Source organism: Brevundimonas sp. Bb-A (assembly GCF_009394735.1).
Lineage (GTDB): Bacteria > Pseudomonadota > Alphaproteobacteria > Caulobacterales > Caulobacteraceae > Brevundimonas > Brevundimonas aurantiaca.
The window spans coordinates 1,717,640-1,737,907 of record NZ_CP045456.1 but is presented as its reverse complement, the minus strand read 5'-3'; the positions used below and the strand labels follow the sequence as shown (position 1 = coordinate 1,737,907).

The window sequence follows — 20,268 nt, the reverse complement described above, 5'->3', positions numbered from 1 at the left end:
CCTACACGGCTTCTTAAGAGCGGCCCGTTAGGGTTCGCGTAAATTTCTGGGAGCCCGTCATGAGCGATCCTTCGCACGTCATTCGTCCGCCCAACGCCCTCCGCATGAAGGTCGGCGGCGGTTTCGGCATCAACGCCGACGCCGTTGCGCGAGCCGAAGAAGCCCTGAAGGCCATGGCGGCTCAGTTCGATCAGTGGCTGAAGGACGAGATCGTCAAGCTGGACGCCGCCCAGGGCCGAATTCGCGAAGAGGGCTATACGCCCGAGACGGCCGAAAACCTCTATTTCCGCGCCCATGACCTGAAGGGTTTGGGCACCACCTATGAATATCCGCTGGTCACGCGCATCGCCGGATCGCTGTGCAAGATGCTGGACGACGCCGGCAAGCGGATGCAGGCGCCGACCACGCTTCTTGACGCCCATATCGACGCCATCCGCGCCGTGGTGCGCGACCAGATCAAGACAGACGAACATCCTGTCGGCCGCACCCTGGCCGAGACCCTGGAAGCCAAGGTCGCCGAATACCGCGCGGCCTGAACCGAGTGGGGCCTGAGCCGGGCGCCGTCGGTCAGGCGGCGCTGGCGGCCGCCGCCGACCCGCGGCTCTGGGGCTGGTCCAACCTTTCCATGAGATAGGCCAGATCCTCACGCAGCACGTTCGGTCGCTGCGTCAGGAAACGCTCCAGCATGCGCTGGCGGAACAGGTCGCTGGAGGTGTCCGCCCCCTCGGAGGACAGGGCCCGCCAGGTGTCCACCCCGGCGCGGAACGCCTGAAACAGGCGCGGCGGCAGACCGGCCCGGTCATAGATCGCCTTCAAGCCCAGGGGACCTGCGTCATGGATCATCAGCCAGGCGCGCTGATGCGGCGTATTGGCCAGTTCCGCCAGACCATGTTCGAACATCGTCATCTGGCCGCGCGCCAGGGCGCGCAGCAGCAGGGAGGCGTTGAGCGACTTGCGAAGGTTCAACTGGGCCATGAAGGCGCCGATGTCCGCACTGGAAGCCGCCTGATCGACCAGATCGACGGTCGCCCGTTCGCGCGCATACTGGGCCAGACGGATCGCCGTCTCGGGCGCCACCGCATGCCGGGCGACCAGATGCTCTCGCACCGTCTCGCTGGCCAGGGCGATCAGCCGCTCGGTCACATGCAGCGGCAGAACCTGGCGATAGGCGACAGCGGTAACCACCTCGGGCGAGGCGGCGAACCGGTCCACGATCACGCCCAGGGCCTGTTCCGACAGATCGGCGTTGTCATTGGCCGCCAGCATTCTCACGGCCTGTTCGCAACCGACATCCGCCAGCACGCCCGCGACGTCGCGCGACACGCGCGGCCGGCCGGCGACCGCGACCTGGCGCACAGGCGAACCGGCGCGGACGATTTCAATAAGATCCTCGTCGCTGAAGACCGGAGAAGCGCTGATCACCGGCAGGGCGATGCTGTCGATATCGGCCGCGAGCCGACGCGCCACGTCGATCGGAAGCAGATCCGACGCCTTCAATGTCACAGCCATGGCCCGCCGGACCAGTTCGGCTGCATCGTTGGCCAGGAGGCGCAGAATCTTCTGGGCGGCTTCGCGGTCCCGTTCGTCCAGATCGGCGCGATCCATGCTGCGGCACAGCTTATAGGCCGCCTCCGCCCGGTCGTCGTCCTCCGTCGCCTTGATCAGGCGCTGGATATCCGTCTCGGTCAGTCGGGCGCGATAGGCGGTCATGGATGGCTCGTTCGGGAATCGGGCGTCCCCGATACGATCATCCTGCCATGCTTAACGCCCAGTTTACCATCGGGGCGTTTCGGCAGAATTTCCGCCCGCGCAAAACCTGTTTAGGCGCCCTGGGCGTCGTCCGGCGAGAAGGCGCCGCCGAAGCCGCCGCCGGCCGATCCGTCCTGCCCCAGCAACAGGGCCAAGAGCCCCTGATCCTGCTTCAAGCGATCCAGGCGGGCCGCCAGCATCTGGTCCCGGTCGCTGAGTTCCGGCGCCACGGGCCGCTCGTCGCCGACGCCCGCCGCCGGCGCCCCGGTCCCGGCCGTGCGCTGCAGATTGGCGTAGACCTCAGCCACCGTGGCCGGCCGCCCGTCCTTGTAGAAGATGCTGCGGTTGGCGCGGGCCGCTTCGGGAAACAGGGCCGCCGCGCTGCCGCCCGGGTTGCGGTCCATGGCCGTCATCAGACTGGCCGCACCCGCCGGTCCCAGAAAATGGGCCGCATAGAGGTCGCCCGCGCCGGGCTCCTTGCCGGTGCGGCCCCGCAGATAGGCGGCGTTCGACGCCGTCAGCTCCGCCGCCATGGTCGAGGCCGCATGTGGATCGAACCGCAGGTCCAGAACCACATTGCGGGCCGAACCCTCGACCCGCCAGCGCCCGTCGGCGCCGCGGTGGATCAGATCCGCGTACTGGCCGTACCCATGCTGGGCGCCGTGCTGTTTGACGGTGGCCAACCAGGTCTGTTCGATGAATTGGAAGAGACCCGCCGCCGATGAGGTCGGCGCCTTGGCCGAAGGATTGAGCGCGCTCTCGCGCCGGGCGGTCTTGACCAGGAAGTCGTAATCGACGCCCACCGCCTGAGACGCGCGCTGAATCGCCGCCTCAACGCCGCCCGAAGATGGAATCGCCCGGATGCCCATAACAGGCGGAGCCTCGTCGAACATGGTTAACCAACTCTTAATCGTTAAGGACGGCTTTAACCGTAAGGTCAAGCTTTCGACCTTCGTCGGCCACTGAATTACCGCCGCAATCCCGCCACAACCTGGGCGCTCACTTTCGGTTACGGGCGCTGCGGGGGCGGTGAACGAGGGAGTGTCGATATGATGATCCGAGCAGCCGGAGGCCCCGGCGCCGTCAACCCCATCGACTATGGGGAACGCAAGAAACCGATGCCGCGCTGGATGCCGGCCGCCATCGGGGTTTCGATCCTGGTCCATGTCGGCATAGGCGTGGCGCTCTACACCCAGCGGTTCGAGTTGAAGCCGGAGCCGGTGATCGATGAACTGCCGCATGTGACGGTCAGTCTCGCGCCGCCAAAGCGCAAGCCCGAGCCCGAACCGACCCAGAAGGTCGCGGCGCCGCCGACGCCGATCCACCCGCCCCGCAACCCTGCGCCGGCCAATGTCGAGACCGTGGCTCTGACGCCGCCCGAGCCTTCGGCGGTCACGGCTTCGCCCGGCCTGCCCGTCATCAGCACGGCCCCCAGCGGAGTCGAGGGTGGAACCGCAACGGTCGAAACGCCCATCCGCGCCGTCTCCGTCATCAACAACCCCAGCTGGGCCAGCCGCCCCTCCGCCGCCCAGATGGCGCGGGCCTATCCCAGTCGGGCGGCCGAAGACGGGGTTTCGGGCGCGGCCACCCTGTCCTGCCTGGTTCGCATCGACGGCGGCCTGACCGCCTGCCGCGTCGCCGGCGAGACTCCGAACGGCCAAGGCTTCGGTCGGGCGGCTCTCAGCCTGACGCGCGCCTTCCGGATGAACCCTCGCACGGTCGACGGCCGTCCGGTGGATGGGGCGACGGTGAACTTCACCGTCCGCTTCGCAATGGAGGACTAGGTTTCGGCCTGCAATCGCCGAGGATCGAGGGCGCGGGCGTAGGCTTGCGGCGTTCGCCCCTCGATCGCATCGGCGACGACGGCCCCGACCATCGGCCCCAGCAGCCAGCCGTTTCGGCGGGGGGCCAGAGCCAAAAACAGGGCCCTGCCGTCCGGCGCAGGGCCCGCCATCGGCAGGCCGTCTGCCGAAGCGCCTCGCACCCCGACACGCCAGTCGATGTCCAGCGGCGCAGGCGTCCGACCCAGAACGCGCCAGGCGGCCTGGCTCAGCCTTTCGCCCATGGTCCAGTCCGGCGCGGCGTCGCGACGCCCCGGCTCCATCGTCGCGCCGATCACCGTTCCGCCGGCCATCGGCGCCACATAGGCGCCGGGACCGCGCACCACATGATCCGCCAGAGTCTCGCCGGTCACGCCGATCTGGCCGCGAATGGGCTGAACGCCGTCGACCAGCCGCCGCGTCGCCTCCGGGGCCCCCTCTATCGCCGCCTCGACCCCCGTCGCCAGCACGACCGCGGCGGCGGACAGGCTGCGTCGGCCCAGTTCGATCGACCAGCCGTCGGCCGTCTGAACCAGGGCCGAGACGCGGTCCTGCACCACAGCGCCGCCTTCAGCCTGCGCCACCGCCTGGGCCAGGGCGCCCAAGGCCTGGCCGGGGTCGATCTGATAATCCTCCTCCGTGATCAGCCGGTCGCCGGTCCGACGCGCCTCAAAACCCAGGGCTTCGAATCGCGCCGCCAGGCCGGCGACGTCCCCGCCGCGCCATTCAGCCGGTCGGCGCGCCAAGGCGACGCCAGCCGCCTTGGCAAAGTCGGGCCACAGGTCGCGTCCGGCGCGGAACAGGGCCGCCGTCTCGGGCGTAACGTCGTCCAGGACAGATTCCATCGCCGGCGCCACCATGCCGGCCGCCACGCTCGACGCATTCGCACCACCCGGGTCGATGACCGTCACCGCATGCCCCCGCCGGGTCAGGCTGAAGGCGGTGCTCAGGCCCAGCACGCCGGCGCCCACGATCACTATGGCAGGGGATGACATCACGCGCCCCAGATCGGCCCAGGCCGCTCAGAATGCAAGCCGCCGCCCTTGGACCTTTGGTCCTAGCCGTGCGCCGGCGCCCGCCGAACCATTGCCTAATCTTAATGGACGACAGCCGCACGACGCCTTGTGGGAACGCCGTTCTCGCGCCAAGCTCATCCTATGCAAACCGTCATCGAGATCCGCGGCCTGACCAAGACCTATGGGACGGTGAAGGCCTTGGACGGCCTGACCCTGTCGATCCCGCGGGGCGGCGTCTACGGCATCCTCGGCCCCAACGGCGCCGGCAAGTCGACGCTGTTTCGCACCCTGCTCGGCCTGATCCGCCCGACTGCGGGCGAGGCGACGGTCATGGGCGGCCGGATCGGCGATCCGGCAGCGACGCGGCGGATGGGCTCGATGATCGAGACGCCGCGCTTCCCTCCCTTCATGACCGCGCGTCAGGTCCTGGTCTGGCTGGGCTACGCCCACGGCGGCGTCGCGTCTTCGGACATCGAGGCCTGGTTGAAGCGAGTGGGCTTGGCCGAGGCGGCGGACCGGCGGGTGCGCGGCTTCTCGGTCGGCATGCTGCAACGCCTGGGCGTCGCCGCCGCCCTGATGACCAAGCCGGACCTCGTCATTCTGGACGAACCGACCAGCGGCATGGACCCGCCCGGCATCCAGGAGATGCGCGCCCTGATCCGCAGCCTGGCCGACGACGACGGCGTCACCGTCATCCTGGCCAGCCACCAGCTTCAGGAGGTCCAGCGCGTCTGCGATCGCGTCGCCATCTTCAACAAGGGCAAGGTGATCACCGAAGGCCGGGTTTCGGACCTGACGGCCTCAGGCGAACGTCTGCGCCTTTCGGCCACCCCGCTCGCCAAGGCCATGGGGGTGCTGGGCGACAAGGCGACGCTGGACGGCGACGCCCTGGTCGCCGCCCTGACCCGCGCCGAGACGCCGGCGGCCATCCGCGCCCTGGTCGAGGCCGGGGTCGATATCGAAGAGGCCCGCTGGATCGGCGCCGACCTGGAAGACGTCTTCATGAGCGAAACCGGCTGGACCGGCGTACAGGGCGCGCCCGACAAGGGGACCGATCATGCTGGTTGATGCGCTGAAATCCGAGGCCTATCGCGTCTCGCGGAACCGGACGACGCTCTTCTTCAGCATCCTGCTGACGCCGCTGCTGTTCGTCTTCGGCGGGCTGGCCTACCAGATCATGACCAAGGCCAAGGGCGACGCACTGGCTGCCAAGGCCAATCTGCCCGCGACCTTGGGCAATCAGCCCGTCAATCTGGCCGAGGCCTTCGGCTTTGCGGCCGGCAACGGCGCCAACGGCGTGTTGCTGGTCTTCATGTTGCTGGCGGCGGCGGCGGTCTACGCCGGCGACTACCGCTGGGAGACCTGGCGACTGATCAGCGCTCGCAACGGCCGACCCTGGCTGATCCTGGGCAAGATCGGGGTGATGAAAGTCTTGGCCATGATCGCCATGCTGGCCATGCTGATCGCCGCCTTCATCTTCTTCGTCACACAGGCCCTGGTGGCCGGACGGCCGATGAGCTTCGACCTGTCCGACTTCGACCTGGTTCAGTTCCTTCTGACCTGGCTTCTGTCCTACATCCGGATCGTTCAATACGGCCTCATCGCCCTACTGGCGGCGGTCGTCAGCCGGTCCCTGCTGGCGACCCTGTTCGCCCCCTGGGCCCTGGGTTTCGCCCAGACCATCCTCGGGGGACCGCTGCTGCCCATTCTCGGCTGGGAGCCGAGTGACTGGGCCGCGCAATTGATGCTGCCCGGCTTGGCCTATGACACTTTGAAAGCCGCCCTCGCTCCCGGCCCCATGCCCTTGCCCGAGGGCGTGGTCATGAAGGCGGTGGTCAGCCTGGTCCTGTGGTGCGTCGCGCCGGTCGCAGCCTCTATCGCCTGGTTCCAGCGTCAGGATCTGTCGAAGGAATAGGCGGAGGCGGGCTGAAGCCCCCCTGACAGCCGTTAGAGCCGCTTCTCCATGAAGACGTCGGCGCGGGCGTAGGGGGTCGGGCGGGGCGGCAGGTGGACGAAGCCGAAGCTCTCGTACAGGGCGATGGCCGGCTTCAGGGCGCTGTTGGTCTCGAGATACAGCAGGGTCGCGCCCTCGGCCCGGGCCGCCGCCTCGCAGGCCTCCAGCAGACGCCGCGCCAAGCCCAAGCCGCGCGCGGCGGGCGTCACCGTCATCTTCGACACCTCGAACCCGTCGGGCATACGGATCAGGGCGCAGCAGCCGACCGCCTCCCCGTCCCGCTCGGCGATGAAGATCCGCCCTCCGCCGGCGATGAACACCCCGTGCGGATCGTCGATGGAGCGCCGATCCTTGGCCTCGACGGCGAAACCGCCCTCGGCCAGCCAGGCCTCGTTCAAGCGGGCCCAGGCGGCGGCGTGGTCGGGGCGGAATTGGACGATGGCGACGGACATGGCCGCCTCTTGCCCGATCGCCGCTCAAAGCAAAAGGGCGGCCGGATCGCTCCGGCCGCCCTTTCGGTGTTCAGTCGCGTCAGAGACGAAAGGCTTAAGCCTCGTCGTCGCCTTCGTAGGCCAGGACCGGACCGGAGTCCTTGCCCTTGGCTTCGACGTCGCGATCGACGAACTCGATCACGGCCATCGGGGCGTTGTCGCCGTGGCGGAAACCGGCCTTCATGATCCGAATATAGCCGCCGTTGCGTTCGGCGTAGCGCGGGCCGATCGTTTCGAACAGCTTGCCGACCTGCGGCACGTCGCGGACCTGGCTGATGGCCTGACGACGCGCGTGCAGGTCGCCCTTCTTGGCCAGGGTGACCAGCTTCTCGACGAAGGGACGCAGTTCCTTCGCCTTGGGCAGGGTCGTGGTGATTTGCTCGTGCTTGATCAGCGAGGCGGCCATGTTGGCGAACATGGCGGTGCGGTGGCTGGTCGTGCGACCGAGTTTACGATGGGCGGCGCCGTGGCGCATCAGGGTCTCTCCTACTCCGAACCCGGTATCTCCTGGGGAGACCTAGGCTCGTAATCTTCTAACCGCCCCGACATTCTCCCCGAGAGGAGACGGGCGGAGGGTTGAACTTAGATCTGGTCGTCGAACTTCTTGGCCAGATCTTCGATGTTTTCGGGCGGCCAGTTCGGCACGTCCATGCCGAGGCTGAGCCCCATGGTCGCGAGAACTTCCTTGATCTCGTTCAGCGACTTGCGGCCGAAGTTCGGGGTGCGAAGCATTTCGCCCTCGGTCTTCTGGATCAGGTCGCCGATGTAGACGATGTTGTCGTTCTTCAGGCAGTTGGCCGAACGGACCGACAGCTCCAGCTCGTCCACCTTCTTCAGCAGGGCCGGGTTGAAGGGCAGGTCGGGCTTGCCGTCCGACTGCTCGACAGCCTTCTTGGGCTCTTCGAAGGTGATGAAGATCTGGAGCTGGTCTTGTAGGATGCGCGCGGCGTAAGCCACAGCGTCAACCGGCGTGACCGCGCCGTTGGTTTCGACTTCCAGCAGCAGCTTGTCGTAGTCCAGCGACTGGCCCTGACGGGTCGGCTCGACGCGATAGGCCACCTTCTTGACCGGCGAGTACAGGGCGTCGACGGCGATCAGGCCGATCGGCGCGTCTTCCGGACGGTTGAACTCGGCCGCCACATAGCCCTTGCCGTTCTGGACGGTCAGCTCCATGCGGATCGAGGCGCCGTCGTCCAGGGTGCAGATGACGTGATCGGGGTTCAGAACCTCGATGTCCGCCGGCACGTCGATCTGGCCGGCCGTCACCACGCCGGGGCCCGTGGCGCGCAGGGTCATGCGCTTGGGGCCTTCGGCGTGCATGCGCAGCGCCAGTTGCTTGATGTTCAGAACGATGTCGACCACGTCCTCGCGCACGCCTTCCAGCGACGAGAATTCGTGAACCACGCCGTCGATCTGAATGGCGGTCACCGCCGCGCCTTGCAGCGAGGACAGCAGAACGCGACGAAGGGCGTTGCCGAGCGTCACACCGAAGCCGCGCTCCAGAGGCTCAGCCACCAGACGCGCCTTACGCTGGGCGTCGGAACCGATCTCGATCTGCGGCTTCTCGGGACGGATCAGCTCTTGCCAGTTTCTTTCGATCATTTTGTCCCTCGAACGGGTTTCGTCGGCTCCGGCCTTGTCGACGAGGCCATGGTGGAGCCGACGGAGATGGGGGTGCTTTGGGCGGTGTCGCTTAGACGCGACGACGCTTGGGCGGACGGCAGCCGTTGTGCGGCATCGGGGTGACGTCGCGAATGGTGGTGATCGTCAGACCCACGGCCTGCAGGGCGCGCAGAGCCGACTCACGGCCGGAGCCCGGACCCGAGACGTTGACTTCCAGCGTCTTCAGGCCGTGTTCCTGGGCCTTCTTGCCGGCGTCCTCGGCCGCCATCTGGGCGGCGTACGGGGTGGACTTACGCGAGCCCTTGAAGCCCATGTGGCCGGCCGACGACCAGGAAATCGCATTCCCTTGCGCGTCGGTGATGGTCACCATGGTGTTGTTGAAGCTGGCGTTCACGTGGGCGACGCCCGAGGTGATGTTCTTGCGTTCGCGGCGCTTTACGCGACCCGGTTCCTTGGCCATCGGTCAGCTCTCTCTTACTTCTTCTTGCCGGCGATCGGCTTGGCCGGACCCTTGCGGGTGCGAGCATTGGTGTGGGTGCGCTGACCGCGGACCGGCAGGCCCTTGCGGTGACGCAGGCCGCGATAGCAGGCCAGGTCCATCAGACGCTTGATGTTCATCGAGGTTTCGCGGCGCAGGTCGCCCTCGACCGTATAGTCGCGGTCGATGGTCTCGCGGATCGACAGGACTTCGGCGTCCGTCAGCTGGTTCACCCGGCGGGCGGCTTCGATGCCGACCTTTTCGGTGATGTCCTTGGCGGCGGCCGGGCCGATGCCGTGGATGTACTGAAGCGCGATTTCAACGCGCTTGTTGGTCGGGATATTGACGCCAGCGATACGGGCCACGAAATTCTCCAGATACGCGTTATTCAGACGCAACAAACGCTCCGGTTAACAAACCAGGAGCGTGGCGCCCTTCGCGGGAAGGCGCCCTTATACAGATGATTCACCGGGCGTCAACGGCTGCGCGCAACCCTGCCGGCCAGACTTTTTCGGTCCACCGCCTAAACCGTCACTCAGACCCGCCTCGAACGGCGGCGATCAGCCTCTGTGCATCAATGTTGAACGCCGCAACCGGGTTCCGGTCAAGGGGCTTAGGCCGCCACCCTGCGAAGCGGTGGATCAGCGACGCGGGGGAATGCCGAAGTCGACGCCCACCGTCACCTGCTGCCCCTCGAGGGGACGCCCGTTCTCGGTCGGCGGCTGGAAACGGAAATAGTCGGCCACAGCCAGTCCCGCCGCCCCGAAGCCCAGGCCGACAGGGGTCTCCTCCACCACGCGACAGGCTTCCAGCCGGCTGTCTAACCGGATGCGGCAAGACAGTTCGACTCGGCCGTAGCGGCTGCGGGCCTGGCGCGGGTGGTTGGCGCGGACCTGGGCCATGGACGGCCCCGTGATCAGGCGCGGCCCCGTCGAGCCGCTGCCCGGCCCGGACCCCGCGCCGACGCCGGAACCCGCGCCGGTCCCCTGGCCGCCCTGACCCAACCCGGGTTCCGGCGAGGGGGAAGGCGCGACGCCCACGACTGGGGCGGGCTGGGGCGCCGGCTTCGACGGCGACGGCAGTTCGCGCGGGCGATCTGGCTGCGGCTTGGGCGGCGTGTGAATGCGCGAGGGCGCGGCCGGCGCCCCTCCCCCCGCCTTGGGCGCAGAGGGGCGCTCCAGGATCGGCGGCGGCGTATCATAGAGCAGCACCTCGAACGGCGGGGGGCCGTCCGCCATGGGGGTCCGGGGGGGCCGGCCCTTCACCTGTCCCAGCATCAGGATCAGGGCGATTTCGGCGGCGGCGACCCCGCCGAAGACGGCGAAGGCGCGCCAGCGTCTGCGGGCGCGCCTTCTGTCAGACTGGATCTCGGTTTCAGGCATCCGTTCCCAAACGCCCGAAAACGACTTGGGTCACGCCAGGGCTTCGTCGATCGCCTTGGCGACGGACTCGATCGAGCCCATGCCGTCCGCCTCGGTCAACTTGCCCTGGGCTTCATAATAGGGAAGCAGCGGGGCGGTGTTGCGGTTGTAGGCGTCCAGACGGACCGCGAAGGTCTCCGGATTGTCATCCGGGCGGCCCTGTTCGGCGTAGCGTTTGGCGATCCGCTCCAGCAGGGCGGCGTCGTCGACCTTCAGCCGGACCACGGCGTCGATCTGGGCGCCGCGCTTGGCCAGCATGGCGTCCAGGGCTTCGGCCTGGGCTACGGTGCGGGGGAAGCCGTCGAAGATGGCGCCCCCGGCGGCCTCGGCCTCCGGCAGACGATCCTCGATCAGGGCGATGACGATTTCGTCCGTCACCAGATCGCCGCGCGCCAGCACGTCCTTGACCTTGAGGCCCAGCTCCGAGCCCGAGGCGATGGCGGCCCGAAGCATGTCGCCGGTGGAGAGCTGGATCATGCCCTTCTCTTCCACCAGCCGCTTGGCCTGGGTCCCCTTGCCCGCCGCCGGCGGTCCAAACAGGATCAAGTTCACGCGCAAGTCCTCCCCAGGCGTCTTCTAGTCAACTCAGCGACGGACGGGCGTGGGCGCGCCACGACCGCCGCGACCGCGCAGCTTGGCCTTCTTGATCAGCCCCTCGTACTGGTGCGCCAGCAGTTGGGACTGGATCTGGGCCACAGTGTCCATCGTCACCGACACCACGATCAAGATAGACGTTCCGCCGAAGTAGAGGCTGTTGCCCATCTGGGCGACCATGAACTCCGGCAGCAGGCAGACGGCGGTGATATAGGCCGCGCCGATCACCGTCAGGCGGGTCAGGACATAGTCCAGATATTCGGCCGTGCGCTTGCCCGGACGGATCCCCGGCAGGAAGCCGCCGTATTTCCGCAGGTTCTCGGCCGTGTCCTCCGGGTTGAAGGTGATCGAGGTGTAGAAGAAGCAGAAGAAGATGATCAGGGCGGCGTACAGGGCCATGAACAGAGGCTGGCCGTGGGTCAGTTGCGAGGTGACCAGCGGCAGCCAGCCCAGATAGGACGGCAGGTCCGCATTGGCGGTCAGGCTGGCCACTGTGGTCGGCAGCATCAGCAGGGACGAGGCGAAGATCGGCGGGATGACGCCGGCGGTGTTGACCTTCAGCGGCAGGAACGAGCGCTCGCCTCCCGCCATCCGGTTGCCTTCCTGGCGCTTCGGATACTGGATCAGCAGACGGCGCTGAGCCCGTTCCATGAAGACGATGAAGACCACGGTCACGACCGCCAGAACGGCGATGAAGAACAGGGCGAAGGCCGACATCTGACCCTGCTGGGCCAGGCCCAGCATCCGGGCGATGGTCGAGGGCAGAACCGCCACGATGCCCGCGAAGATGATCAGCGAGATGCCGTTGCCGACGCCGCGCGCCGTCACCTGCTCGCCCAGCCACATCAGGAACATGGTGCCGCCCGTCAGGGTCACGACGGTCGAGACCAGGAAGAAGATCCCCGGATTATCGACCAGACCCGGCTGGGCGTTCAGACCCGCCGCGATGCCCAGCGACTGGGCCAGGGCCAGGAAGACCGTCAGATAGCGGGTGTATTGGTTCAGCTGCTTGCGGCCGCTCTCCCCGCCTTCCTTCTTCAGCTTCTCCCAGGGCGGATACACCGTGCCCATCAGCTGCACGATGATCGACGCCGAGATATAGGGCGCGACGTTCAGCGCGAAGATGGCCATCCGCTCCACCGCGCCGCCCGAGAACATGTTGAACATGTCCAGGATGCCGCGCTGACCCGAAGGGTCCTGGAAGAACTGCAGGAAGGCCTGCGAGTTGATGCCCGGGATCGGCACATAGGTGCCGATGCGATAAACCAGCAAGGCGCCCAGCGTGAACAGCAGGCGCTTGTGCAGCTCGGTCGCTTTGGCGAACGAGCCCATGTTCATATTGGCGGCGAGTTGTTCTGCGGCCGAAGCCATTATGCGTCCCCACGACTGACTGAGTCGTCAGATAGGCGGAAAGCGGCCCTCATGCGAGGGCCGCTTCCGTTGTTTCGTCGTCGCAGGTGTATTCAGGCCACGGCCTATACGCGCCGCGACGACGCGTTGTTTAGCCCTTGGAAGCGGCGCGCTTGGCGCGGGCCGAGACCTTGTTGGCGTCGCCCTTGGGCGCCTTGGGGGCCGGAGCCTTGCCCTTGGCGGCGTTGCGCTTCTCGACGCGGGCCGCAGCCTTGGCTTCGGCTTCGATACGCTGTTCGAGAACCGAACCGCCCGCGGCTTCGATGGCCTTCTTGGCGCCGGCCGTGGCCGACCAGACGACCAGGTTCAGCTTGGCCTTGATTTCACCGGTGCCCAGCAGACGGACGCCGTCCTTGACGCGGCGGATCACGCCGGCGGCGACCAGGGCTTCACCCTTGATCTCGGCCGAGGCGTCCAGCTTGCCGGCGTCGATGGCGTCTTGCAGGCGCCACAGGTTCACTTCGGCCAGCTTCAGAGCGTTCGGGTTGTTGAAGCCGCGCTTGGGCATACGCATGTACAGCGGCATCTGGCCGCCTTCGAAGCCCAGCAGGCTGACGCCGGTGCGGGACTTCTGACCCTTGACGCCGCGGCCCGAGGTCTTGCCCTTGCCGGAGCCGGGGCCGCGGCCCACGCGCATGCGCTTCTTGTGCGCGCCTTCGTTGTCGCGGATTTCGTTCAGTTTCATATGCCTGATCCTTTCGGGTGCTAGCGCCCGGACATTCGTCCGGACTCGGCTTGGAAAAAAGAAAGTGGCGAGTGGCGAGTGATGAGTGGCGAGTCAAGAGAAATCGGTCGAACCGACACCCGGGCTACTCGTCACTCGCCACTCATCACTCGCCACTTCGCGTAGCGAACAGTCTTACTTCTCGACCACTTCGACCAGGTGGTGGACTTTGGCGATCATGCCGCGAACCGAGGGGGTGTCCTCCAGGGTCGCTTCGCGGCCCATGCGGTTCAGGCCCAGGCCCACCAGGGTGGCGCGCTGGTCGTTCTTGCGGCGGATCGGCGAACCGATCTGCTTGACGGTGACGGTCTTCTTCTCGGCCATGACTTAGGACTCCACGGCTTCCGGCGCCGAGGCGCCGTCGTTGCGGCGGCCCATCAGGTCAGCGACCTTCTTGCCACGCTTGGAAGCGACCTGACGCGGCGACGACTGGACCTTGAGGGCTTCGAACGTCGCCCGGATCATGTTGTAGGGGTTCGACGAACCGGTCGACTTGCCCACGACGTCCTGGACGCCGAGGGTTTCGAGGACCGCACGCATCGGACCGCCCGCGATGACGCCGGTGCCGGGAGGGGCCGCTCGCATCATGATCTTGCCGGCGCCCCAACGGCCGGCGCCGTCGTGGTGCAGGGTGCGGTTCTCGCGCAGAGGCACGCGGATCATCGTCTTCTTGGCTTCTTCGGTCGCCTTGCGGATGGCTTCCGGCACTTCGCGCGCCTTGCCGTGACCGAAGCCGACGCGACCCTTGCCGTCGCCGACGACCATCAGGGCGGCGAAGCTGAAGCGACGGCCGCCCTTAACGGTGGCGGCGACGCGGTTGATGTGCACCAGCTTCTCGATGATGTCGCTTTCCGGAGCCTCAGCGGCGGCGGGAGCGTTACGGTCGCGGCGATTACGATCGCCGCCGCCGCGTTGGGGTTGTTGCGCCATCTGTCGCGTCCCTTAGAAGTTCAGGCCGGCTTCACGCGCGGCTTCCGCCAGCGCCTTCACCCGTCCGTGATAGATGTACTCGCCCCGGTCGAAGACGACGTCCTTGACGCCCTTCTCGATGGCGCGCTCGGCGATCAGCTTGCCGATGGCGGTGGCCGCGGCGATGTCCGAACCCTTGGAGCCCTTGCCGCCTTCCAGCGACGAAGCCGAGGCGATCGTCACGCCCTGGGCGTCGTCGATGATCTGGGCCGAGATGTTCTTGTCCGAACGATAGACCGACAGACGCAGGCGACCGTTGGCGACAGCCTTCAGGCGACGGCGCGTGCGCTCGGCGCGGCGCTTGGCTTGTTGTCGAAGAGAAAGAGCCATGACTTACTTCTTCTTGCCTTCCTTGCGACGCACGGTCTCGCCGGCGTAACGGACGCCCTTGCCCTTGTAGGGCTCCGGCGGACGCAGCTTGCGGATGACCGCAGCGATCTGACCGACGGCCTGCTTGTCCGCGCCCAGGATCTTGATCTCGGTCTGCTTCGGAACGGCGAAGCTGACGCCGGCCGGCGGGTCGATATCGACTTCATGCGAGAAGCCGAGCTGCAGCGACAGGGCGTTGCCCTTCATCGCGGCGCGGTAACCCACGCCGACCAGTTCCAGCGACTTCTCGAAGCCGGTGGTGACGCCGGTGACCATGTTGTCGACCAGGGTGCGCGACAGACCCCACATGGCGCGACCGCGCTGGGTGTCGGTCCGCAGGCCCAGCGACAGCTCGTCGCCTTCGTGCTTGACTTCGATCTCTTCGGCGACGGTCCAGGAGCGTTCGCCCTTCGGACCCTTCACCGAGACGGTTTGGCCGTCGAGCGTGACCGTCACGCCCTTCGGCACTGCGATGGTTTTCTTGCCAATACGGGACATATCAGTAGACCCTGCAGAGGACTTCGCCGCCGACATTGGCGTCGCGAGCGGCGGCGTCGGACATGACGCCCTTCGAAGTCGAGAGGATCGAGATGCCGAGGCCGTTCTTGACGGGCTTCAGATCGCCGATCGCGGAGTAGACGCGGCGGCCCGGCTTGGACACGCGCGCGATCTCGGCGATGACGGGCTGACCGTCGAAATACTTCAGCTCGATCTCGAACTGCGGAAACTCACCCGGGTTCTGAACCAGGTTGTAGCCGCGGATGTAGCCCTCGTCCTGCAGCACGTCGAGGACGCGCTGGCGCAGACGGGAAGCGGGGGTCAGCACCTTGGAACGCTTGCGGGTCGCCGCGTTCTTGATGCGAGCGATCATGTCGCTCAGGGGATCGTTGATCATCATGTCTCTTCGCTCCCCTTACCAGCTGGACTTGGTCAGGCCCGGGATCTGACCCAGGTTGCCAAGCTCACGCAGCGCGATCCGGCTCATCTTGAGCTTGCGATAGAACGCACGCGGACGACCGGTCACTTCGCAACGGTTGCGAATGCGGCTCGGCGCGGAGTTGCGCGGCAGTTCAGCCAACTTCAGGCGCGCGGCGAAGCGCTCCTCAAGCGGCAGGTTTTCGTCGTTGGCGGTCGCCTTCAGGGCGGCCCGCTTCGCGGCATACTTCGCAACCAGGGCCTTGACGGCTTCGTTGCGGTTTACGGCGCTCTTTTTAGCCATTGTGCTCTTCCCTTCCCGCTCAGTTCTTCAAGAACGGGAACTTGAACTCGGTGAGGAGAGCCTTGGCTTCCTCATCGGTCTTGGCCGTGGTGCAGACGACAATGTCCATGCCCCACATCTGGTCGATCTGGTCGTAATTGATTTCCGGGAACACGATGTGCTCCTTCAGACCGGTGGCGTAGTTGCCGCGACCGTCGAAGGACGTGCCCTTCAGACCGCGGAAGTCCTTCACGCGCGGCAGCGCGATCGTGATGAACCGGTCCAGGAACTCGTACATCTGGTCGCCGCGCAGGGTGACCTTGCCGCCGATGACCATGCCTTCGCGCAGCTTGAAGCCGGCGATGGAGTTACGGGCCTTGGTGGCGACGGCCTTCTGACCGGCGATGGCCGTCAGATCCTTGAGGGCCGCATTGGCCTTCTTGGAGTCGGCGACGGCTTCGCCGATGCCCATGTTCAGGACGATCTTGTCCAGCTTGGGCACCTGCATTTCGTTCGTATAGCCGAACTTGGCCTTCATCTCCGCACGGATGCGGTTCTGATACTCGGCCTTCAGCCGGGGGGTGTATTTCTCGGTAGCCATCAGATGACGTCTCCCGTCGTCTTGGCGAAGCGGACCTTCTTGTCCCCTTCGATCCGGAAGCCGACGCGGGTCGCCTTGCCGTTGGCGTCGGCGATCGCGACGTTCGACAGGTGAAGCGAGGCTTCCTTGTTCTTGATGCCGCCCTGCGGGTCAGCCTGGCTCGGACGCGTGTGGCGCTGAACCATGTTGACGCCTTCCACGACGACGCGGTTTTCGGAGGGCAGGACCTTCAGCACATTGCCCGTGCGGCCCTTGTCCTTGCCGGTGAGGACGACGACGCGGTCGCCCTTCTTGATCTTGGCGGCCATGGTTACAGGACCTCCGGAGCCAGCGAGATGATCTTCATGTGGTTCTTGGCGCGCAGTTCGCGGGGAACCGGGCCGAAGATCCGCGTGCCGACGGGCTCGTTCTGCTTGTTGACGATGACGGCGGCCGACTTGTCAAAACGGATGACCGAGCCGTCCTTGCGTTGGATGTCCTTGGCGGTGCGCACGACGATGGCGCGCACGACGTCGCCCTTCTTCACGCGGCCGCGCGGAATGGCTTCCTTCACGGAGGCGACGATAGTGTCGCCGATCGAGGCGTAGCGGCGCTTGGAGCCGCCCAACACCTTGATGCACATGACCCGGCGGGCGCCCGAATTATCGGCCACTTCCAGGTTAGTTTGCATCTGGATCATAAGATCAGATCCTTCTGATTACGAGGCGGAGGCGTTGGAAAGGACTTCCCAGCGCTTCAACTTGGACTTGGGGGCGCACTCGACGATGCGAGCGACGTCGCCGACTTTGAGCGCGTTGGCTTCGTCGTGGGCGTGGTACTTCTTGGACGACCGGACGGTCTTCTTCAGAAGCGGGTGCAGCAGGGTGCGCTCCACCTTCACGACGACGGTCTTGTCGCCCTTGTCGGACACGACGACGCCTTCAAGAATTCGCTTGGGCATATTCGTTTCCTTACGAGGCCGCACGCTTCTCGCGCAGGAGCGTCGAGATGCGGGCGATGTCTTTGCGCACTTCACCCACGCGGTGGGTTTTCTCCATCTGGCCGGTGGCCGCCTGGAAACGCAGGTTGAACTGTTCCTTCTTGAGCTTCAGCAGCTCGTCGGCCAGCTGGTCGGTCGTTTGCGACCGCAGATCGGCGATCTTGGTCATTAGGCGGCTTCCTCAACTTGGGCGATGCCGGCGTCGATGCGGGTCACCACCTTGGTGCGGACCGGCAGCTTGGCGGCGCCGAGACGGAGCGCCTCGCGGGCGACCTCGTCCGACACGCCGTCGATTTCGAACAGGATGCGGCCGGGGTGGCAGCGCGCCGCCCAATAGTCCACCGCGCCCTTGCCCTTACCCATCCGGACTTCGGCCGGCTTGCCCGTGACGGGCAGGTCGGGGAAGACGCGGATCCAGACGCGGCCCTGACGCTTCATCTGGCGGGTGATCGCGCGGCGAGCCGCTTCGATCTGACGCGCCGTGATGCGTTCCGGTTCCAGCGTCTTCAGGCCGTACGACCCGAAGTTCAGCGAGAAGCCGCCCTTGGCCGAGCCGTGGATACGGCCCTTGAAGGCCTTGCGGTACTTGGTCTTCTTCGGTTGCAACATGACTTAGTTCTCACGTCCCCGATCGCGACGCGGACCGCGGTCGCCACGGGGGCCGCCGCGTTCGCGGCCTTCGTTCGAGGACGGACCCGAGGCTTCCTGGGCCCAACGCTTGTCCTGGGCCATCGGGTCGTGCTCAAGCACTTCACCCTTAAACACCCAGACCTTCACGCCGATGATGCCGTAGGTCGTCTTGGCTTCGTAGAAGCCGTAGTCGATGTCGGCCCGCAGGGTGTGAAGCGGCACGCGGCCTTCGCGATACCATTCCATCCGCGCGATTTCGGCGCCGCCCAGACGACCCGAGACATTCATCCGAATGCCCTTGGCGCCCAGACGCATGGCCGACTGCATGGCGCGCTTCATGGCGCGACGGAAGGCCACGCGGCGTTCCAGCTGCTGCGCGATGTTCTCGGCGATCAGCTGAGCGTCGGTTTCCGGCTTGCGGACTTCGATGATGTTCAGGTGAACTTCACCTTCGGTGCGCGCCGAGATGTCCTTGCGGAGCTTCTCGATGTCAGCGCCCTTCTTGCCGATCACGACGCCCGGACGGGCGGCATAGATGGTGATGCGGCACTTCTTGTGCGGGCGCTCGATGATGATGCGCGACACGCCGGCGGCCGACAGGCGTTCCCGCAGCCACTCGCGCAGCTTCAGGTCCTGGTGCAGCAGGCGGGAATAGTCGGCGCCGGCGGCGAACCAACGGCTGTCCCACGTGCGGTTCACGCCGAGGCGCAGACCGACCGGATTGATTTTCTGTCCCATCAGGCGGCCTCGCCGGCTTCGCGGACCACGATGGTGATCTCGCTGAACGGTTTCAGGATGCGCGACGAGCGACCACGAGCGCGGCTCGCGAAACGCTTCATCACCAGGTTCTTGCCCACAAAGGCCTCGGCGACGACCAGGTTGTCGATGTCGAGGTTGTGGTTGTTCTCGGCGTTCGAGATCGCCGAATACAGGACCTTGCGGACGTCGCCGGCGATGCGCTTACGGCTGAATTCCAGCTCGTTCAGCGCCTTCTGAACCGGCATGCCGCGGATCGAGGCGGCGACCAGGTTCAGCTTCTGAGGGCTGATGCGCATGTTGACCTGCTTGGCGCGGGCCTCGGTCGGGCCGACCCGACGGGTGTTCTTGGTCTGGGCCATCGGTTACTTCCTTTTGGCCTTCTTGTCCGCCGCGTGACCCGGGAAGTTCCGGGTCGGGGCGAACTCGCCGAACTTCATGCCGACCATCTCTTCCGAGACCGACACGGGAACGTGCTTCTGACCGTTATGGACGCCGAACGTCAGACCGACGAACTGCGGCAGGATGGTGGAGCGGCGCGACCAGGTCTTGATCACGTCCTTGCGGCCCGACGATTGAACGGCGTCGGCCTTCTTGAGCAGATACCCGTCGACAAACGGGCCTTTCCAGGAGGAGCGGGCCATTCTTAGCGAGCCTTCTTCACGTGACGGGTACGGATGATGAACTTGTCCGTAGCCTTGTTCTTACGGGTGCGGGTGCCCTTGGTGTCCTTACCCCACGGCGTTACGGGGGTACGACCACCGGAGGTCCGGCCTTCACCACCACCGTGCGGGTGGTCGATCGGGTTCATGGCGACGCCGCGGACGTGCGGACGCCAGCCCATGTGGCGCTTGCGACCGGCCTTGCCCAGGTTCTGGTTCATGTGGTCGGGGTTCGAAACCGCGCCCACCGTGGCCATGCAGCTGTCCAGGACCATGCGCAGCTCGCCCGAGCCGAGACGGATCTGGGCGTAGCCCTGATCGCGACCCACCAGCTGGGCGTAGGCGCCGGCCGAACGGGCCAGCTGAGCGCCCTTGCCGGGCTTCATCTCGATGTTGTGGATGATCGTACCCACCGGCATCGAACGAAGCGGCATGGCGTTGCCCGGCTTCACGTCGGTCTTTTCGCCCGCGACCACCGTGTCGCCCGCCTTCAGGCGTTGCGGCGCGATGATGTAGGTCTTCTCGCCGTCCTCATAGGTCACGAGGGCGATGAAGGCCGTGCGGTTCGGATCGTATTCCAGACGCTCGACCGTGCCGACCATGTCCCACTTGCGACGCTTGAAGTCGATCTTGCGGTACAGGGTCTTGGCGCCGCCGCCGCGGAAGCGGACCGCGACGCGACCGCCCTGCCCGCGACCGCCCGACTTGGTCAGACCTTCGGTCAGCGACTTTTCCGGACGGCCCTTGTGGAGTTCCGAACGGTCGACCAGCACGAGGGCGCGACGGCCCGGCGAAGTCGGATTGTAATGTTTCAAGGCCATCTG

Annotated in this window: 31 protein-coding genes and 1 pseudogene; 4 read left to right on the top strand and 28 right to left on the bottom strand. The window is 66.3% G+C overall.

The window, feature by feature from the left end:
* Positions 1–59: 59 nt before the first annotated feature.
* A complete protein-coding gene (locus BSP_RS08615; RefSeq protein WP_152949972.1) occupies positions 60–536 on the top strand; it encodes an Hpt domain-containing protein in 477 nt (158 codons plus the stop codon).
* A gap of 31 nt (positions 537–567) precedes the next feature.
* Here BSP_RS08615 and BSP_RS08610 read toward each other — a convergent pair whose 3' ends face one another.
* Together BSP_RS08610 and BSP_RS08605 are read right to left on the bottom strand one after the other, a co-directional pair.
* The gene (locus tag BSP_RS08610) at positions 568–1,710 is read right to left on the bottom strand and encodes a DUF2336 domain-containing protein (protein WP_152949970.1); all 1,143 of its coding nucleotides are present in this window, start codon (positions 1,708–1,710) and stop codon (positions 568–570) included.
* 110 nt (positions 1,711–1,820) lie between these two features.
* Complete coding sequence (locus tag BSP_RS08605; protein WP_054766910.1) at positions 1,821–2,618, bottom strand: transglycosylase SLT domain-containing protein; 798 nt, start codon at positions 2,616–2,618, stop codon at positions 1,821–1,823.
* 180 nt (positions 2,619–2,798) lie between these two features.
* On the opposite strand from BSP_RS08605, the gene BSP_RS08600 reads away from it, so the two are divergent.
* On the top strand, positions 2,799–3,533 hold the full coding sequence (locus BSP_RS08600; RefSeq protein ID WP_152949968.1) for a TonB family protein: 735 nt from the start codon (positions 2,799–2,801) through the stop codon (positions 3,531–3,533).
* Here BSP_RS08600 and BSP_RS08595 read toward each other — a convergent pair.
* Positions 3,530–4,564 (bottom strand): FAD-binding oxidoreductase, encoded by a 1,035-nt coding sequence (locus tag BSP_RS08595; protein ID WP_152949966.1) that lies wholly within the window; start codon positions 4,562–4,564, stop codon positions 3,530–3,532. The genes BSP_RS08600 and BSP_RS08595 overlap by 4 nt on opposite strands.
* Positions 4,565–4,726: 162 nt before the next feature.
* On the opposite strand from BSP_RS08595, the gene BSP_RS08590 reads away from it, so the two are divergent.
* Both BSP_RS08590 and BSP_RS08585 read left to right on the top strand, forming a co-directional pair.
* Positions 4,727–5,653: an ABC transporter ATP-binding protein gene (locus BSP_RS08590; RefSeq protein ID WP_054765481.1), complete on the top strand. Its 927-nt coding sequence runs from the start codon at positions 4,727–4,729 to the stop codon at positions 5,651–5,653.
* Positions 5,643–6,500: a hypothetical protein gene (locus BSP_RS08585; RefSeq protein ID WP_054765480.1), complete on the top strand. Its 858-nt coding sequence runs from the start codon at positions 5,643–5,645 to the stop codon at positions 6,498–6,500. The genes BSP_RS08590 and BSP_RS08585 overlap by 11 nt, the downstream gene beginning before the upstream one ends.
* Before the next feature lie 32 nt (positions 6,501–6,532).
* Here BSP_RS08585 and BSP_RS08580 read toward each other — a convergent pair whose 3' ends face one another.
* The 25 genes and pseudogenes from BSP_RS08580 to rplB all read right to left on the bottom strand — a co-directional run bounded on the left by BSP_RS08580 (position 6,533) and on the right by rplB (position 20,265).
* Entirely contained in the window at positions 6,533–6,991 is a 459-nt protein-coding gene (locus BSP_RS08580) for a GNAT family N-acetyltransferase (RefSeq protein ID WP_054765479.1), read from the bottom strand.
* Positions 6,992–7,085: 94 nt separating this feature from the next.
* Entirely contained in the window at positions 7,086–7,505 is a 420-nt protein-coding gene (gene rplQ, locus BSP_RS08575; RefSeq protein WP_054765478.1) for a 50S ribosomal protein L17, read from the bottom strand.
* A gap of 107 nt (positions 7,506–7,612) precedes the next feature.
* A complete protein-coding gene (locus tag BSP_RS08570; RefSeq protein ID WP_054765477.1) occupies positions 7,613–8,632 on the bottom strand; it encodes a DNA-directed RNA polymerase subunit alpha in 1,020 nt (339 codons plus the stop codon).
* A 91-nt stretch (positions 8,633–8,723) separates the two neighbouring features.
* Entirely contained in the window at positions 8,724–9,113 is a 390-nt protein-coding gene (gene rpsK, locus BSP_RS08565) for a 30S ribosomal protein S11 (protein WP_054765476.1), read from the bottom strand.
* Positions 9,114–9,127: 14 nt separating this feature from the next.
* A complete protein-coding gene (gene rpsM, locus BSP_RS08560) occupies positions 9,128–9,496 on the bottom strand; it encodes a 30S ribosomal protein S13 (protein ID WP_054766909.1) in 369 nt (122 codons plus the stop codon).
* Between the two features lie 276 nt (positions 9,497–9,772).
* On the bottom strand, positions 9,773–10,513 hold the full coding sequence (locus BSP_RS08555; protein ID WP_054765475.1) for an energy transducer TonB: 741 nt from the start codon (positions 10,511–10,513) through the stop codon (positions 9,773–9,775).
* Between the two features lie 30 nt (positions 10,514–10,543).
* On the bottom strand, positions 10,544–11,104 hold the full coding sequence (locus BSP_RS08550; protein ID WP_054766908.1) for an adenylate kinase: 561 nt from the start codon (positions 11,102–11,104) through the stop codon (positions 10,544–10,546).
* A 33-nt stretch (positions 11,105–11,137) separates the two neighbouring features.
* Positions 11,138–12,517 (bottom strand): preprotein translocase subunit SecY, encoded by a 1,380-nt coding sequence (gene secY / locus BSP_RS08545; RefSeq protein ID WP_054765474.1) that lies wholly within the window; start codon positions 12,515–12,517, stop codon positions 11,138–11,140.
* 268 nt (positions 12,518–12,785) lie between these two features.
* Positions 12,786–13,241, bottom strand: a pseudogene (gene rplO, locus BSP_RS08540) (50S ribosomal protein L15); the annotation flags it as partial.
* A 174-nt stretch (positions 13,242–13,415) separates the two neighbouring features.
* Positions 13,416–13,604: a 50S ribosomal protein L30 gene (rpmD, locus tag BSP_RS08535; RefSeq protein WP_152949962.1), complete on the bottom strand. Its 189-nt coding sequence runs from the start codon at positions 13,602–13,604 to the stop codon at positions 13,416–13,418.
* A gap of 3 nt (positions 13,605–13,607) precedes the next feature.
* Positions 13,608–14,210 carry a 30S ribosomal protein S5 gene (gene rpsE / locus BSP_RS08530; RefSeq protein WP_054765471.1) on the bottom strand — a complete coding sequence of 201 codons (603 nt, stop codon included), beginning with the start codon at positions 14,208–14,210 and terminating at the stop codon, positions 13,608–13,610.
* A 12-nt stretch (positions 14,211–14,222) separates the two neighbouring features.
* Entirely contained in the window at positions 14,223–14,579 is a 357-nt protein-coding gene (gene rplR / locus BSP_RS08525) for a 50S ribosomal protein L18 (RefSeq protein ID WP_054765470.1), read from the bottom strand.
* A 3-nt stretch (positions 14,580–14,582) separates the two neighbouring features.
* Positions 14,583–15,116: a 50S ribosomal protein L6 gene (rplF, locus tag BSP_RS08520; RefSeq protein ID WP_054765469.1), complete on the bottom strand. Its 534-nt coding sequence runs from the start codon at positions 15,114–15,116 to the stop codon at positions 14,583–14,585.
* Between the two features lies 1 nt (position 15,117).
* Positions 15,118–15,516 (bottom strand): 30S ribosomal protein S8, encoded by a 399-nt coding sequence (gene rpsH, locus BSP_RS08515; RefSeq protein ID WP_054765468.1) that lies wholly within the window; start codon positions 15,514–15,516, stop codon positions 15,118–15,120.
* Positions 15,517–15,531: 15 nt separating this feature from the next.
* The gene (rpsN, locus tag BSP_RS08510; protein WP_054765467.1) at positions 15,532–15,837 is read right to left on the bottom strand and encodes a 30S ribosomal protein S14; all 306 of its coding nucleotides are present in this window, start codon (positions 15,835–15,837) and stop codon (positions 15,532–15,534) included.
* 19 nt (positions 15,838–15,856) lie between these two features.
* Entirely contained in the window at positions 15,857–16,417 is a 561-nt protein-coding gene (gene rplE, locus BSP_RS08505) for a 50S ribosomal protein L5 (protein ID WP_054765466.1), read from the bottom strand.
* Positions 16,417–16,725, bottom strand: coding sequence for a 50S ribosomal protein L24 (rplX, locus tag BSP_RS08500; protein WP_054765465.1), 309 nt, complete (start codon positions 16,723–16,725; stop codon positions 16,417–16,419). The genes rplE and rplX overlap by 1 nt, the downstream gene beginning before the upstream one ends.
* Positions 16,726–16,727: 2 nt before the next feature.
* Positions 16,728–17,096: a 50S ribosomal protein L14 gene (gene rplN / locus BSP_RS08495; RefSeq protein WP_003164378.1), complete on the bottom strand. Its 369-nt coding sequence runs from the start codon at positions 17,094–17,096 to the stop codon at positions 16,728–16,730.
* Positions 17,097–17,114: 18 nt separating this feature from the next.
* Positions 17,115–17,357, bottom strand: a complete 243-nt coding sequence (gene rpsQ, locus BSP_RS08490) for a 30S ribosomal protein S17 (protein ID WP_054765464.1) — start codon at positions 17,355–17,357, stop codon at positions 17,115–17,117.
* 10 nt (positions 17,358–17,367) lie between these two features.
* Positions 17,368–17,565 carry a 50S ribosomal protein L29 gene (gene rpmC / locus BSP_RS08485; protein WP_054765463.1) on the bottom strand — a complete coding sequence of 66 codons (198 nt, stop codon included), beginning with the start codon at positions 17,563–17,565 and terminating at the stop codon, positions 17,368–17,370.
* Entirely contained in the window at positions 17,565–18,005 is a 441-nt protein-coding gene (gene rplP / locus BSP_RS08480) for a 50S ribosomal protein L16 (protein ID WP_054765462.1), read from the bottom strand. Before rplP ends, rpmC begins: the two co-directional genes overlap by 1 nt.
* Before the next feature lie 3 nt (positions 18,006–18,008).
* Positions 18,009–18,764, bottom strand: a complete 756-nt coding sequence (gene rpsC / locus BSP_RS08475) for a 30S ribosomal protein S3 (RefSeq protein ID WP_054765461.1) — start codon at positions 18,762–18,764, stop codon at positions 18,009–18,011.
* Positions 18,764–19,144, bottom strand: a complete 381-nt coding sequence (rplV, locus tag BSP_RS08470) for a 50S ribosomal protein L22 (protein WP_152949960.1) — start codon at positions 19,142–19,144, stop codon at positions 18,764–18,766. The genes rpsC and rplV overlap by 1 nt, the downstream gene beginning before the upstream one ends.
* Positions 19,145–19,147: 3 nt before the next feature.
* A complete protein-coding gene (rpsS, locus tag BSP_RS08465; RefSeq protein ID WP_007442184.1) occupies positions 19,148–19,426 on the bottom strand; it encodes a 30S ribosomal protein S19 in 279 nt (92 codons plus the stop codon).
* Between the two features lie 2 nt (positions 19,427–19,428).
* Positions 19,429–20,265, bottom strand: coding sequence for a 50S ribosomal protein L2 (rplB, locus tag BSP_RS08460; protein ID WP_054765459.1), 837 nt, complete (start codon positions 20,263–20,265; stop codon positions 19,429–19,431).
* Between the last annotated feature and the right edge of the window lie 3 nt (positions 20,266–20,268).

What these genes read in the sequence shown, in the direction of transcription:
- rpsQ (WP_054765464.1), bottom strand. Translation starts at nt 17,357, where the DNA reads ATGCCCAAGCGAATTCTTGAAGGCGTCGTCGTGTCCGACAAGGGCGAC.
- rpsE (WP_054765471.1), bottom strand. Translation starts at nt 14,210, where the DNA reads ATGGCGCAACAACCCCAACGCGGCGGCGGCGATCGTAATCGCCGCGAC.
- BSP_RS08615 (WP_152949972.1), top strand. Translation starts at nt 60, where the DNA reads ATGAGCGATCCTTCGCACGTCATTCGTCCGCCCAACGCCCTCCGCATG.
- rpsH (WP_054765468.1), bottom strand. Translation starts at nt 15,516, where the DNA reads ATGATGATCAACGATCCCCTGAGCGACATGATCGCTCGCATCAAGAAC.
- BSP_RS08585 (WP_054765480.1), top strand. Translation starts at nt 5,643, where the DNA reads ATGCTGGTTGATGCGCTGAAATCCGAGGCCTATCGCGTCTCGCGGAAC.
- rplN (WP_003164378.1), bottom strand. Translation starts at nt 17,096, where the DNA reads ATGATCCAGATGCAAACTAACCTGGAAGTGGCCGATAATTCGGGCGCC.
- rplF (WP_054765469.1), bottom strand. Translation starts at nt 15,116, where the DNA reads ATGTCCCGTATTGGCAAGAAAACCATCGCAGTGCCGAAGGGCGTGACG.
- secY (WP_054765474.1), bottom strand. Translation starts at nt 12,517, where the DNA reads ATGGCTTCGGCCGCAGAACAACTCGCCGCCAATATGAACATGGGCTCG.
- rplV (WP_152949960.1), bottom strand. Translation starts at nt 19,144, where the DNA reads ATGGCCCAGACCAAGAACACCCGTCGGGTCGGCCCGACCGAGGCCCGC.
- BSP_RS08580 (WP_054765479.1), bottom strand. Translation starts at nt 6,991, where the DNA reads ATGTCCGTCGCCATCGTCCAATTCCGCCCCGACCACGCCGCCGCCTGG.
- BSP_RS08605 (WP_054766910.1), bottom strand. Translation starts at nt 2,618, where the DNA reads ATGGGCATCCGGGCGATTCCATCTTCGGGCGGCGTTGAGGCGGCGATT.
- rplP (WP_054765462.1), bottom strand. Translation starts at nt 18,005, where the DNA reads ATGTTGCAACCGAAGAAGACCAAGTACCGCAAGGCCTTCAAGGGCCGT.
- rpsN (WP_054765467.1), bottom strand. Translation starts at nt 15,837, where the DNA reads ATGGCTAAAAAGAGCGCCGTAAACCGCAACGAAGCCGTCAAGGCCCTG.
- rplX (WP_054765465.1), bottom strand. Translation starts at nt 16,725, where the DNA reads ATGGCCGCCAAGATCAAGAAGGGCGACCGCGTCGTCGTCCTCACCGGC.
- rplB (WP_054765459.1), bottom strand. Translation starts at nt 20,265, where the DNA reads ATGGCCTTGAAACATTACAATCCGACTTCGCCGGGCCGTCGCGCCCTC.
- rpmD (WP_152949962.1), bottom strand. Translation starts at nt 13,604, where the DNA reads ATGGCCGAGAAGAAGACCGTCACCGTCAAGCAGATCGGTTCGCCGATC.
- BSP_RS08600 (WP_152949968.1), top strand. Translation starts at nt 2,799, where the DNA reads ATGATGATCCGAGCAGCCGGAGGCCCCGGCGCCGTCAACCCCATCGAC.
- rplR (WP_054765470.1), bottom strand. Translation starts at nt 14,579, where the DNA reads ATGGCTCTTTCTCTTCGACAACAAGCCAAGCGCCGCGCCGAGCGCACG.
- rpsK (WP_054765476.1), bottom strand. Translation starts at nt 9,113, where the DNA reads ATGGCCAAGGAACCGGGTCGCGTAAAGCGCCGCGAACGCAAGAACATC.
- BSP_RS08595 (WP_152949966.1), bottom strand. Translation starts at nt 4,564, where the DNA reads ATGTCATCCCCTGCCATAGTGATCGTGGGCGCCGGCGTGCTGGGCCTG.
- rpmC (WP_054765463.1), bottom strand. Translation starts at nt 17,565, where the DNA reads ATGACCAAGATCGCCGATCTGCGGTCGCAAACGACCGACCAGCTGGCC.
- BSP_RS08590 (WP_054765481.1), top strand. Translation starts at nt 4,727, where the DNA reads ATGCAAACCGTCATCGAGATCCGCGGCCTGACCAAGACCTATGGGACG.
- rpsC (WP_054765461.1), bottom strand. Translation starts at nt 18,764, where the DNA reads ATGGGACAGAAAATCAATCCGGTCGGTCTGCGCCTCGGCGTGAACCGC.
- rpsS (WP_007442184.1), bottom strand. Translation starts at nt 19,426, where the DNA reads ATGGCCCGCTCCTCCTGGAAAGGCCCGTTTGTCGACGGGTATCTGCTC.
- BSP_RS08555 (WP_054765475.1), bottom strand. Translation starts at nt 10,513, where the DNA reads ATGCCTGAAACCGAGATCCAGTCTGACAGAAGGCGCGCCCGCAGACGC.
- rplE (WP_054765466.1), bottom strand. Translation starts at nt 16,417, where the DNA reads ATGGCTACCGAGAAATACACCCCCCGGCTGAAGGCCGAGTATCAGAAC.
- BSP_RS08610 (WP_152949970.1), bottom strand. Translation starts at nt 1,710, where the DNA reads ATGACCGCCTATCGCGCCCGACTGACCGAGACGGATATCCAGCGCCTG.
- rplQ (WP_054765478.1), bottom strand. Translation starts at nt 7,505, where the DNA reads ATGCGCCACGGCGCCGCCCATCGTAAACTCGGTCGCACGACCAGCCAC.
- BSP_RS08570 (WP_054765477.1), bottom strand. Translation starts at nt 8,632, where the DNA reads ATGATCGAAAGAAACTGGCAAGAGCTGATCCGTCCCGAGAAGCCGCAG.